Origin of the sequence: Sediminibacter sp. Hel_I_10 (genome assembly GCF_000688335.1) — a bacterium.
In the GTDB taxonomy this organism is placed as follows: Bacteria; Bacteroidota; Bacteroidia; order Flavobacteriales; family Flavobacteriaceae; genus Psychroserpens.
This window is the reverse complement of sequence record NZ_JHZX01000001.1, coordinates 370,289-384,219: the sequence shown is the minus strand read 5'-3', so window position 1 is coordinate 384,219 and position 13,931 is coordinate 370,289. Positions and strand designations below refer to the sequence as shown.

Sequence of the window (13,931 nt, the reverse complement as noted above, 5' to 3'; positions counted from 1 at the left end):
TTATTCTGATAATGTGGTTAATTGCAGCCAAAACTCTTCAATTTTGAGAACGGCAGTTATAAACTCATTCATGTTAAGTGGTTTTTCCACATAACTGTTGCAGTGATTATCATAAGCATGCTTGATGTCCTTTTCGTTAGACGAGGTGGTGAGCATAACCACAGGTATTTTTTTTAGATCAGGGTCTGTTTTTATTCGTTTTAAAACTTCGTGCCCATTATAGATAGGAATGTTGATATCTAAAAGGATAAGGTCTGGTTTCGTGGCATTGGTATAGTCACCTCTCTTATATAAATAATCAAGAGCTTCTTTCCCGTTTTTTGCAACACTGAGTTCTATTTTTATCTTACATTCTTCAAAAGCCTCTTTAGTAAGAATGATATCACCTTCATTATCTTCTACAAATAAAATGTGAGCGAGTGTTCTTTTTTGCTGTTTCATAAGATTTAAAGTTTAGGGATTGTAAAATGAAATGTTGTGCCTTCTCCAGGGGTAGATTCTAACCAGATTTTCCCCCTAAAAGCTCAACGTGTCTTTTAGCAATAGAAAGACCTATACCTGTGCCTTCATAGGTATCATGGTTATGGAGTCTTTGAAAAATTACAAAGATTTTATCAAAGAACTGCGCTTCTATACCAATACCATTATCTTTAATAGAAAAGAGCCACTCTTTTTCGTTTTCTATAGCACTAAACTCTACTACAGGAGTCATACCCTCTTTCGAATATTTAAGCGCATTGTCTAAAAGGCAATGGCATACTTGAGTGATAGCAGCCTTATAATTGAAGATGCTTGGTAAATCAATACTTTTAATTACCGCCGACTTTTCTAAAATGAGCTTTCTTCTTAAATGCTCAAAGTCTGAGATCACATCATTCAAATCAATGAGCTCTTTTCTATCTTTGGGATCGCCTGCCCTTGAATATTCTAATAAGTCGAGAATAATTTGTTTCATGCGTTTCGCGCCATCTGTAGCAAAATAAATATATTGGTGGGCCTTGTCATCAAGTTGATCCCCATACTTTCTGCTTAAAAGATCCATAAAGCTAGAAATCATCCTTAATGGCTCTTGAAGATCATGAGAGGTCACAAAAGCAAATTGCTCGAGATCTTCGTTAGAGCGTTTAAGCTCCAGGTTATATTTTTTTAGCAATTCTTTATTTTTGACTTCTTGTGTAATATCTGAAGAAATACCAATGATTCCCGATAAGTTATTCTCTTCATCATAAATGGGAGAGTTGGTAATAGCTGCGTGGAAATTAGTACCATCTTTTTTCTGTACTTGAAATTCTCCAGACCAGTTTTGTCCATTCTTAAGTGCAGCCATAATTTGCTTGGCTTCTTCTTCATTGGTCTGGGTTGGGGTTAAATTTATAATATTCTTTCCAATCGCTTCTTCAGCGGTCCAGCCGTAAATAGATTCAGCAGCATGATTCCAATAATTAACAGTGCCATCTAAATCTGTTGCAATCGCAGCCTGACCGATTGTGCTTAATAAATTGGCTTTAAACTTATTGTCTTGGTCAGATTTTTTCTGTTTAGACATATCGGTCATGGCGCCTACCATACGAATAGCTTTACCGTTGATGTCTCTTACAATGATGCCTTGGTCTATAACGTAAATAATGTCTCCCTCCGGGTTAACTATTCGGTATTCTTGTTCCCATCGTTCACACTTGGGATCTGCTAACGCAGCATCTACACTATTAATGATAGTCTCCTTGTCTTCTGGATGAAAACGGTCTTTCCAGAAATCTAATTTTGAAAATGATTTTAAGGTGTTTCTACCAAAAAAATGTTCAATCGCTTCAGAGCGATAAAAGGTGTCGTTCTCAATATCCCAGTCCCAAATAGCATCATTTGTGGCTTCGGTGACTTTCTCAAACCGCTCATTAGCAAGAAGAATTTTTTCTTCAGCTTTTTTACGTTCTGTAATATCCAATATAATTGCCAAAAACCTCTTGTTTTCCCTTTCATCGAATAGTTGTAAATGCACTTCTACGGGATACATGCTTCCATCTTTTCGTAGATGATTTGTAAAAAATAAAATCTTCTCTTTTTCTTTACGTATTAAAGGTGCTACAAGATGATTAAAAGTGTTTGGCGTATAATCGGGTTTAATATCTATTGGGGTCAAGGTCTTCATTTCATCCTCAGAATACCCCAGGTTACGATAAGCACCTTTATTGACATAAGTAAATAGAAATGTTTTGGCATCGAAAATATAGATTTCATTTAAGCTGTTTTCTATAGTGACTTGAAGATTGTTTTTCTCTTGTTCTGCTTTTTTACGTTCGGTAATATCAACGTTGGAGCCCAAATAACCAATAAGCTCATCATTTTCATTAAATAATTCTTTTGCGGTACCGTTAACCCAAGTAATATTCTGTTTTTCATCTGTAAATCGGTATTCATAGCTCCATTTGCCATTTGACTTAACCGATTTGTACCAATTTTTTTGAACATATTCCAAATCCTCTGGATGTAAGGCCTTAACCCATCCCTTTCCTAAGGCATCTTTTAACTGCATGCCTGCCATTTTGAGCCATGTTTCATTAGCGTAAATACAGTCACCTTTGATATCTGTGGTATAAATGGCTATTGGTGATTGTTCTGTATACGATTTAAATTTCGCTTCACTAACTTCTATTTTTTCTTTGGCTTCTAAAATTTCTTGTTCTGCTATCTTCAGATCTGTAATATCTATATTACTCCCTATCATTCTTAAAGCATTTCCCTTTATATCTCTTGAAACAATTGCAGTTCCTTCTATATAGTGAACTGATTCATCTGGCCAAACTACCCTGAAAACTGATTTAAAATCTCTTACCCCAGTAACAGCATCATATAAATCTTTAGTTGCTCTTTCAACATCATCAGAATGAATACCATTTGTCCAAGCACTTATTGTCCCTTCAAAATCTTCCTCTTTAACGCCATATAAGGTATACATCCTATCATCCCAAGTCAAATTATCGTTTACTACATCCCAATCCCATATTCCCAATTTTGCAGATGTTGTTGCCAAACGTAATTGTTCTGATGTGGTAATTAAACTTTCTTCTACTCTTTTTCGCTCAGTGATATCAAAACGAATGGCTAAATATTGAAAGGGTTGATTGCTTTCATCTAAGAAGGGCACAATAGTAGTATCTACCCAATAATAGGAGCCATCTTTCGCTTTGTTTTTTAATTCTCCTCGCCACACTTTACCGGAACTTATAGTTTCCCATAAATTTTTAAAATATCCTTTAGGGTGATGGTTAGAATTAATAAGTCTGTGCGTTTTTCCAATAAGTTCCTTTTCATTGTACTGTGAAATTTTACAAAAGTTGTCATTTACAGACGTAATCACTCCTTTATGATCCGTAGTAGCGATGATGGCCGACTGATCTAAAGCAAATGTGTAATCTTTTAGCGCCTTCAAACTTTTCTCTAATGCTAGAGCGGCTACTTTTTGTTCATGAATATCCTGATAGCTACCATAAATTCTGGTCACCTTATGATTGACTATTTCACATTTACCAATGGCTCTATTCCATCGTTTATTTCCTTTGGCAGTAATTACCAAAATTTCTTCATCAAATTCAATGCCTTCTTCAATTAAACGATGAAGTGCTTTTTTTATAATATCCTGACTATCATCAGTATGAAATTCTATACCAGCTTTTAAAGTTGGTTTAAAGTTATGGTCTAGCTCAAGTATCTCAAATAACATGGGAGACCAATACATCTCATCGCCTTCTTGATTGATTAAGTTGAGTTCCCAACTCCCTATTCTCGAGACCTTTGTAGCGAGTTCTAATAACTCTTCGTTTTTCGCTTCTTGTGTAATATCTAAAGCGATATTATTAAATAAGACTGTACCATCTGCTAAAAAGTTGGGCATTCCAAATCCCATATGGGTACGAACTTCTCCAGTTGGTAAAACATATTTATACCGACATGTCCACTTTGATTTTGTTTCGATGGATTTGCGAATACTGGACTTAAACTCTTCCATATTACCACCCGCTTCAATTTGATTGAATAAAAGGTTTATGTTATTGGTCCACTCATTGGCCGTAAAGCCCGATGTTCTTTCCGCTCCTTTTGAAACATATCTAAGCTCGTCTGTTCCATTAGGATTTATAAGATATTGGTAGACCACGCCCGGTAAGTTTTCTGAAAGCGATAGCAATCTATTTTCTGTTTCCTTAATAGCGCTAATATCTTGAAAACTTCCATAAACTCGTGTGCACACACCATTGATGAACTCTGCTTTCGCAGTGGTACGTACCCACAATTCTTTATTATTAGAGTTGACGATAACGGCTTCAATAGTATATGGTTCTTGGTTTAGAATACATTTCTCAAAGCTTGATCCTGCTAGTTCCCGATAATCTTCTCTGTAAAAGTTAATAGCGGCATCAATGTTCGGCACAAATGAGCGGGGGTCTGTTCCGTAGATTTGATGAACCTCGTCTGACCAAAAGACAGTTTGATTCACTACATCTACTTCCCAACTTCCAATTTTGGCAAGTTTTCCAACTTGACGATTCAATTCTCGAAGCTTCTTTTCTTCAGTGATGTTCTTAGCAGCGGCATATACAATACCATATTCCGGAGCAGAGGTTGCTGTCCAACTCAACCATATTGTATGTCCTGTTTTTGTAATGTATCGATTCTCAAAGCTTTGAAGTTTCTTGCCTTTATAGAGTTTTTTTTGTTTTTTGTTAGTGATTACTCTATCATCTTGGTGCATAAAGGACACAATTGGTTTAGAACGTATTTCGTCTAAAGAATAACCAAGCATTTCTAATCCAGCGTGATTTATACGTTTGATAAATCCGTCAAAACCTGCCACACAGATCATATCTGGAGTAAAGTCAAAAATTTGGGCTAATTCAATTTCTACTTTTTTACGATTTAGTTCAGCACTAATGGTTAATTCTATTCTTTTAAAAATCGATTTATATTTATTGATAAAGGATTTCGTTTTAGGTGTTGCTATAAGTAATACGCCCAAAACGGCCTCTTTATGTATCAAAGGTATGCCCATCATACATTGGAGACCAACGTTTATTGCTGCATTCTTTCTTTTAGAGATCCAATTACCGTCAAATTCTTCCCAGATCTCGATGGTTTTGGTTTTCCAAACATAACCAGGTAATCCTTCTCCTAATTCTAAAGAGTTAATCGACTTTGTTGCTTTATGAAATGCATGTCCAGCTTCATTTTCCGCATAATTAGCAACACGATTGATGCGCTTTTCATCAATAGCGGTGAGCCATATTTCTGAAAATTCAAAATCGCCAAACGCTGTAAGTTCTCGTAAAAGATCGGTTAAACAGATAGACAGGTCGTTGTCAATATCTTGGTTAAAAATGGAATTTATGTTACTGATGAGATCTTTTTCTAATTCTCTATTCTTTTGCTCGGTTACATCGCGCTCAATCGCAATCCAATGCGTATATCTTCCAGTTTCATTAGCAATAGGTGATACTTCAAAGTTGATCCAAAACTCTTCTCCGTTCTTTTTATAGTTGATGGTGGTTATTTCATGAGATTCCCAATTTCTAAGCGCGCGGCCCAGTTTTTCTAAATCTTCTTTATTGGAATTAGGACCCTGGAGTATCCGTGGTGTTTTACCTATAACTTCTTCAGCGGTATAACCTGTCATTTTAACAAAAGCATCATTAACATAAATGATCTTAGGTCCTGGTTCATCAAAAGGTTCTGCTTCGGTAATTAAGACGGCTTCTTGAGTATTTGTAATGACACTTTCAAGCAACTTAAGTTGATGTTTTTCTTCAACCTCTTTTGTAATATCCCTAGAATTAATAACAATGCCATTTACCGCTGGATGATCTAACATATTAGTGAGTACGGTCTCAACCCATCGCCATTCATTATGTTGATTTTTGGCTCGATAGAGCTCCATGACCACTTTACCTTCGGTCGCTATTTTTTTAAGACTGGATCGGGTTTGCTCAATATCATCAGGATGAATAAATTCAAAGGCATCTCTACCGATAAAAGCTTCTGGTGGAATGCCTATAATAGCCGTACTCGAAGGACTCATATAAATATAGCGGCCTTCTAAATCGATAATAGCGTAGAGGTCATTGCCTCCTTGAACTAAGGCTTTAAAACGTTGTTCACTTCGTAATAATTTCTCTTCTTGCTCAACTTGTTCCTGGTTATCTCTTGCTACCGAATAAAATAATTTGGTAGTATCATCCCATCTTGATGACCATAAATTATAGGCAACCCCTCCATCTTTTTTTCTATACCTATTATAAAAGGTTTTAATGTTTTGACCACTTTCAATAGCAGCAGTTATCTTCTCTGATTTGGATACATCTTCCTCTAAGGTGAACTCTATATATCGCTTCCCAATCAGCTCTTCAGGGGTGTAGCCCCATTGTCTTTCAGAAGCTTTACTTACGTACACAAATTCACCATCTGCATTAAGTGTACAAAAAACATCTAAAGAAGAATCCATTAATTGATTCTCTTCATTTCTATGTTTTATAATCTTTGTAACGTTTTTCCATCGGCAAGCAACAGCAAAAATCACGTTATCATCATTTGTTAAAGGTTCAAAAGTAGTTTGACCGTATTGAGTTTCTTTTAACTCTGAATCATAATAATGATCTGCTATCTCAACATACTCTCCTTTAAATGCCTTGTTATAATTCGTTCTCCATTTTTCATATTCTTCTTTACTAAGCTCTTCACGAAATACAGAATCGTAAAGCTTTTGCTCCTTTCCTGTAATTGTATGCATAATACTCAGATAAGTTTTATTGGCATAAAGCAATTTAAAGTCAAGATCGACCATCCAAAGAGAGTCTTTGCTTTTATCATTATACAAACAGTTTAGTTGAGATGAGGTCATGTTAGAATTGATTTTTGGGGACTAGCTTAACTAATAAAATATGGAAAAGGACAGTGGTACTATAACAACAAGAATCTTGACAACAGCTTGGCTGATGAGGTAAGTTTTTAAAAGTTAGATGTTTCGTATCCATAATTGAGTTACTCAATTACGTGACAGTGGAGTATTCACGTAGGTTGGTAGTTGGTTTGCTTATTGGTTGAGAATCTAATTTAGTAAATATTTATTTAATAGTAAAAAAGCAAATTGAGATCTGTATGAAAGTATTTTGAAGTATTTCCCTTTATGGAGAACATCTCCTCGAAAAAATAAAATCAGCAAAATTACATCTCTAAACAACTTAGTATTGGTATGTCGAGCAAAAAATCAAAATATAAAAGACTTACTTACAGTAGATAACCTAATTGTACAGTAATTAGATTTTAAGTATACAGATAAGTTACGTGAAAATTCAGATTATTAAAAATGTCTCAGGAATCAAAATAATCTGTAGTTGAAAGGATAAATCAAATACCATTAACATCTAAAAATTTTGCGAGTTACTTATATTTCTTATCACAATGTAACCGGTTTTATCATAAAACCCATATCAAAGGCGGTCTTGCATGCGTTAATTATTGAATTGGGATTGCTTCTGATATTACAATTACGGCGTAGAATATGAATTGTTCCTATTTATCTCTTAATAGTTTCCATGCAACCTAATTAGAACTTAAATTTCAATATTAAGATTTGAAATATTCTTGAATAGTAAGCATTAATTTATTCTTGTTAATTGGTTTAAGCATAAAGTTGTTACATCCTACGCCTATGATCTTAGACTTGTCTTCAGATAATCCAGATGCGGTTTGCGCGATAATAATAACATCTTTATTAAATTCACGAATTTGTCGGGTAGCTTCAAATCCATTTAAAACAGGCATCTGAATGTCCATAAGTACCAAGTCAACGTCTGGATGCTCTCTCATAATATCCACAGCCTCAACTCCTGTTCTTGCTTCAAACAGTTGAGAACTATAGGTCTTTACTACAAACCTGAGGAGCATTCGAGAAACATCATCATCTTCTACAATTAATATTTTTAGCTTTAGTGGTTTCTTATTAATTATTTCAACAAGCTGTTCAGGATTGTCTTTGATTTTAGAGCTTTCAGGTTGTTGTAGTTTGGTATTGTAAGGCAGCGTGAAATAAAATGTGGTGCCTTTACCCTTGGCACTATCTATCCAAATTTTTCCACCAAGCAGTTCTACATATGCTTTAGAGATAGACAAACCTAAACCGGCACCTTGAAACGCCATTTTATTAGAAATATCAGCTTGGGTAAACCGTTCAAATATTAACTTTTGTCTCGATTTTGCTATGCCGATACCAGTATCTTTAACGTAAAACACCAACTCGGGTATCTGCTGGTCTGTTTTTAATGTATATCCCAATTCTATAGCGCCTGTCTCAGTATGTTTAATGGCATTTTTAACCAAATTGGTGAGTATGGCGTAAATTTTTTCAGCGTCAGAGTTGATAAAGGCATGATCTCCTTTTAGCGGTTTTTTAGTTGAAAAAAGAAGTCCCTTTTTAGTGGTTTCAGGAAGAAAAAATTGATGGATGAATTCAATTTTATTATTGACATTCAATTTATGAATATTGGCTTCCATCAAGCCCGCTTCTATCTTTGAAATGCTAATGATATCATTAATGATGTTGAGCATTCGTGCGCCGCTTTTTTTTATGATATCAATGTACTCTTGTTGTCTTTTTCCAGAAAGTTTAGGTTCCTTGAGTAATTCAGAAAAACCTAAAATACCATTCATAGGCGTTCTTATTTCATGGCTCATATTGGCTAAAAAAGCAGACTTCAGGCGATCGCTTTCTTCGGCGCGATCTTTCGCTTTGAGCAATTCTAGTGCTAGTTTCTCTTTTGCCTTACTTTGAACTACAAGTTCTGCATTTGCAATTGCTAATTCTATTGTACGTCTCGCTTTTTCTTGATTTTGGAAAACAAGTTCTTTATTGGCAATTACCAATTCAGCAGCCCTTTTCCCTTTTTCCTTATTTTGATAGACCAATTCTATGTTAGCTGTAACTAACTCTGCAGCACGATTGGCTTTTTCTTCATTAAGAAACTTTAATTCGAGGTTGGCAATAATCAATTGGGCTACTCGTTTTGCTTTTTCTTCATTTTCCAAGGAAATTCCAAGCAAGGCGGCAGACAGTTCTGCTTTAAGTTGGTTGCGCTTAACATCATCGATGTCTTCTACGGATGACAAAAAGTCTTCTTGTAAATCCTTAAAATCGTCTGGCAGTGACTTCTTTGAAAAGTTCTTATTGTTCATAAGTATTGGTTTGGATTTAGTAACTATTAATAGTGTATTAAGCTTTTAGACGGAGAGGATACTTAGTGTTGTTGCTAAGTGTTCTAGGACCTAAGAATAATATGGAGTAATAAAAAAAATCTTTAAAACAACATGGCAAAAAAAACAAACACTAATTCATGTTTGCTTCATATAGACCCTAGAGTTTTATTGATTTCTTTAATAATGAAAACCATTTTATGACAGTGTTATATTTAAACAAAAATGATTTTTCCGAATAAAATAAAGATAAGCTAATGAAGAGTTTATACTTAATCGCATTAAAACCATTGTTAACTCTAAAGTGATTAAGTCTTAAACTATTAAATAGTAATGATTTAACATTTAAAAACCAATGCGCGTTTTATAATTCATCCTATTAAAATATTTAATGCTGATTGAAATATGGCAAACGAAAACGAAATAAAAATAAAAAAAGACCATAATCCTTTTACACATGACTAACTCATCTGTCTAAGTAAAAAAAAGACGACACAGTTTTGATGAAAAAAGTTACATGTGTTTTCTAAAAAACGTCTAAAAAAACCTTGATAATAATGATATGTCAAATTAAAAAATGGAGAATCACTCTTTTAGTGTGTTTAGGATTTTCTCTAATGAATGGTCAAGAAGTCTATCCTGGTAAAGCAAAAAAGGTTGAAGCCAATATTTCAGATGAATTTTCTTTTGAATCGAAATACATCGACATAGGAGCTGAAAAAATTCATTATGTCGAATCTGGAGAGGGAGACCCAGTCTTGTTGCTTCACGGACTGCCTTCCTGGTCTTATTTATGGCGTAACGTAATTCCAGAAATTGATAGCAATAAACAAGTGATTGCATTAGATTTTTTAGGTTTTGGAAAATCGAGTTTTCCAAAAGACAGAAATGTGTCTGTTGAAGCGCAGTACAAAATGCTGACTGATTTTATTGAAGCCAAGCAACTCAAAAACGTGACGCTATTTGTTCAGGATATTGGCTCATTAGTGGGGATGCTCTATGTGATGCGACAGCCTGATAACGTGAAGGCAATTGCGCTCTTTGAAGCGCCATTTATGCCGGCTGATTATTTTTATAATCAGTTTCCACTTACTATGAAATTATTCACAAAACTCATCAGCAGACCACAACGTGCTGAAAGATGGATGGTCAAAAAGAATTTTGCTGGGAAAAATTTAGCAGTTAATTTCTTTACAGGTCGCAAGTTATCTAAAGAAATAAAAGACAATTACACCAAACCTTGGGATGAGAAAGAACGCCGATACGCGATGGTTAACGGCCCAGACCCAGGCTCATTACCAAAGAATAAGGGAAAAGGCGATAGTGATTTTGAACAACTTCTAAATACAATCGCTGAAGGGATGAAAAAAACCGAAACGCCTATCTTATATTTTTATGCGAAAAGAGGCCTTATCAACCAAAAAGAAGCTGTTGAATATGCACGAGAAAACTTTAAAAATTACACCGAAGTCTATTTAGGAAAAGGCAAACACTTTTTGACCGAGAGTCATCCCAAACAGATGGGCGAAGAATTTAACAAATGGTACGAAAATCTCTAATATAGGAATGAAAAAAATTCTGCCTTTTATAGCCATCATAGCATCAGCTGCTTTCGTAGGAAATATGATAACTATTGGATTGAGTCACTGTGTCCATTGGCAATCATTAGATCCGATTACGTTTATGGAAACCTTCAAGGTTGATTTTCCGCTATTATTGGGTCCAACTGCTGTAACACTAATGCCAGGATTTTTGGCAACTTTATCGCTCGTTATTTTGACCAAAGACAATAAGGAGGCCAAACGCTATTACCTTTATGCCTTTTTAGGTTTGCTTTTGACGATAATTCAAACCGCTGTATATCACTTGCCTATGAATTTTGATTTTATGGAATTAAAGTATAGCGCTGCTGAAGCGACCAGCAAATTGCAAGGTTGGGTGTTTTTTCATTGGGTACGGATTGGCGTTGCAATTATGGCAGCTGTATTTTTGATACTTGGTTTTCAAAAATCAAATCTTATAACCGTTGATAAATCGTCTTAATTTCTTATTTCTTGAGCTATTTAATCTAAACGGAATTATTTATAAGAAAAGGATTTAATTTCAATAAAAAATAGAAGTAACTATTTAATTCGGAACTTTATAAACAACAACAAATGAATAGCATAACAATTGGAGTTCTTGGAGCAACTGGCCTCACAGGTCGTCATGTTGTAAACTATGCGCTAGAACAAGGCTATAATGTTCAAGCTTTGGTAAGAAACCCCAGTAAAATAAAAATTAAAAATGATAAGCTTAAAATCGTTAAAGGGGATTTTGAAAATGTAGATGCTTTGAAAGAGACTGTTCATGGAGCAAACTATGTCATCTGCTGTGCAGGTGGAACCTACGGTAAGGACTACGACAAGGGGATGATGACACGTTTTATTGAATGCCTGTGGCCTATTCTCGATAATGAACTATCGCTAAAGGCATTCTTATATCAATCTGTCTTTTTTGCACCAAAACCGGATGGGTCAAATCCAATGCTCTTAAAATTGTTAGCACCGACTGCTGCTTTTTTTACTGGTGCCACAGAGATGTTGAAAGACAATACAACTGTTACCAAATTTATGGCATCCAATAAGAAAGATTCCTTTGATTATATCATCACACGACCAGGAAAGCTTGTAGATAAGAAAGGAAGTGTTTCGCTTGTGGCTAGCAGTAAACCAAGTTTTGATGCTATTTCATTTGAGGATTTGGGAGTGTTTAATGTGAAAACGGTAGTAGACGAAACACTCTATGGAAGCTACCCATTTGTAGCAGTCAAAAAGTAACTGTCAAATTGAAATCGATGTTTAACAGAGCATCTTAAAAATTAAAGAGTTTATCAACGGTCATAAGAAAACCGACAACTAATAAAAATAAGCAAAATCTCAACAATATGAACCCATTTTCAGCAGCATATCCATCAGACGAACTGGACAAAGAATTAATAGGACTTACCTTGAATGGCGACAAAAAGGCCTTGAGTTTATTGATAAAAAATCACCAAGCCTATATTTATAACGTGGCTTGGAAGATGACTGGAAATATTGATGATGCCAAAGATTTAAGTCAGGAAGTTTTTATTAAAATCATTACCAATTTAGGAAAATTCCAGTTTAAGAGCTCCTTCCGAACTTGGGCCTATCGTATTGTTTTCAATCATTTTATGAATGATAAGAAAAAAATGAATTTCGTGATTCCAACAAACTTTGAGGAAATGGGTGCGCACCTAAATGCAGCGCCTGATCATGACATGACTGAAGACGAAAAAGAAGAGAAAAGAGAACTGATTCGAGAAGTCAGACTTAATTGCCTTTCGGGTATGATTCTTTGTTTGAATAAAGAACAACGGCTCGTTTATATTATAGGTGAAATATTTGGTGCAGACCATACCATAGGCTCGGAAATCATGGATATGAGCAAGGCGAATTTCAGAATGAAATTGAGCAAAGCTAGAAAGGACCTTTATAATTTTATGAATAAGCAATGCGGTTTGGTCGATAAGAGCAATCCTTGCAGATGCCATAAAAAAGTAAAAACGGCGGTGGATATGAAGTTTATCAATGCAAAAGATTTGCTTCACAATAAAGCAGAATATGACACCTTTCAATCGTATTTGGGCGATGATGCCGATTTCTTAACCGCCAATGCCGATTTGAAGTATGCAGAATTACAGCAAAACCTTTCGTTTAAAAAAGATTTTGATAAAAAAGGTTTTATCGAGGACATTTTGGATAATGAAAGCTGGAAATCCATACTTAACCTTAACTAATGATTTATAAAAGTTGCAACTAATGAAGTTGAAATTTTTTAGATGGATAGCTATAATTCTTATTGCAACGGCCTCCTTGTCATCCTGCACAATATTACAATATAGAGCATCAGACAAGACGATTAAAACGCAATATCAGAAATGGGGCATCGCAACAGATTTTGCTTACTTCAAAGTTGATAGTCTCGATAGAACCTTACGTATTCAAAAAGTAGAGAAGGAGGGAAACACTATAAGTATTGTTTTTATTCACGGTTCGCCAAGTTCATCTCTTGTTTGGATGGATTTTATGCCAGATTCTACTCTAATTAAAGCAGCAAATCTTTATGCAGTAGATAGACCAGGATATGGCTATTCAGACTTTGGAAAGTCCATGGCTTCAATACAATTACAATCGTTCCTTATAAGCGAATTTCTAAAGGAAATCAAAATTAGAAATATCATTCTTATAGGGTCATCTTACGGAGGTCCCATTGCAGCGAGAATAGCTGTTCTCAATACAAATGTGGATGGTGTGATGATGATTTCCGCAGCCATTGACCCAGCTATTGAAAATGATATTTGGGCGTCCCGTTTTACAAGATGGAACCTGACGAGATGGATAGTACCAACGGGGTATAGGGTTGCAGGCGATGAAAAATCAGTTCATGCCGCAGAACTGAAAAAAATAGAAAACGATTGGTCGCAAGTCAATGTGCCTGTCTATCATCTTCACGGCGATGCAGACGATATTGTACCTGTTGAAAACTTAAAATATACCGATAGTGTTTTCACGAAAGTAGAGACTAAAATATTCCCAAATGCTGGCCATGAACTTGCTTGGCGGCATCCACAAATTATTAAGGATGAAATAATTTCATTTCTAAATACCATATATAATTCCAATCAATAGGAACTA

8 protein-coding genes are annotated in these 13,931 nt (G+C 35.1%); 5 read left to right on the top strand and 3 right to left on the bottom strand.

Going from position 1 to position 13,931, the window contains the following annotated elements; translation table 11 throughout:
* The 3 genes from P176_RS0101670 to P176_RS0101660 all read right to left on the bottom strand — a co-directional run bounded on the left by P176_RS0101670 (position 1) and on the right by P176_RS0101660 (position 9,213).
* Positions 1 to 441, bottom strand: a complete 441-nt coding sequence (locus tag P176_RS0101670) for a response regulator (protein WP_026753070.1) — start codon at positions 439 to 441, stop codon at positions 1 to 3.
* A 58-nt stretch (positions 442 to 499) separates the two neighbouring features.
* Positions 500 to 6,883 carry a PAS domain S-box protein gene (locus tag P176_RS0101665; RefSeq protein ID WP_026753069.1) on the bottom strand — a complete coding sequence of 2,128 codons (6,384 nt, stop codon included), beginning with the start codon at positions 6,881 to 6,883 and terminating at the stop codon, positions 500 to 502.
* Between the two features lie 725 nt (positions 6,884 to 7,608).
* Positions 7,609 to 9,213 (bottom strand): ATP-binding protein, encoded by a 1,605-nt coding sequence (locus P176_RS0101660; protein WP_026753068.1) that lies wholly within the window; start codon positions 9,211 to 9,213, stop codon positions 7,609 to 7,611.
* 575 nt (positions 9,214 to 9,788) lie between these two features.
* Here P176_RS0101660 and P176_RS0101655 point away from each other — a divergent pair.
* The 5 genes from P176_RS0101655 to P176_RS0101635 all read left to right on the top strand — a co-directional run bounded on the left by P176_RS0101655 (position 9,789) and on the right by P176_RS0101635 (position 13,925).
* Entirely contained in the window at positions 9,789 to 10,790 is a 1,002-nt protein-coding gene (locus P176_RS0101655; protein ID WP_081820656.1) for an alpha/beta fold hydrolase, read from the top strand.
* Between the two features lie 7 nt (positions 10,791 to 10,797).
* Positions 10,798 to 11,274, top strand: a complete 477-nt coding sequence (locus P176_RS0101650) for an anthrone oxygenase family protein (RefSeq protein ID WP_026753066.1) — start codon at positions 10,798 to 10,800, stop codon at positions 11,272 to 11,274.
* Positions 11,275 to 11,387: 113 nt separating this feature from the next.
* Positions 11,388 to 12,050 carry an NAD(P)H-binding protein gene (locus P176_RS19890; protein WP_026753065.1) on the top strand — a complete coding sequence of 221 codons (663 nt, stop codon included), beginning with the start codon at positions 11,388 to 11,390 and terminating at the stop codon, positions 12,048 to 12,050.
* A 107-nt stretch (positions 12,051 to 12,157) separates the two neighbouring features.
* On the top strand, positions 12,158 to 13,033 hold the full coding sequence (locus tag P176_RS0101640; RefSeq protein WP_026753064.1) for an RNA polymerase sigma factor: 876 nt from the start codon (positions 12,158 to 12,160) through the stop codon (positions 13,031 to 13,033).
* A 22-nt stretch (positions 13,034 to 13,055) separates the two neighbouring features.
* A complete protein-coding gene (locus P176_RS0101635) occupies positions 13,056 to 13,925 on the top strand; it encodes an alpha/beta fold hydrolase (RefSeq protein ID WP_037348622.1) in 870 nt (289 codons plus the stop codon).
* Positions 13,926 to 13,931 lie beyond the last annotated feature (6 nt).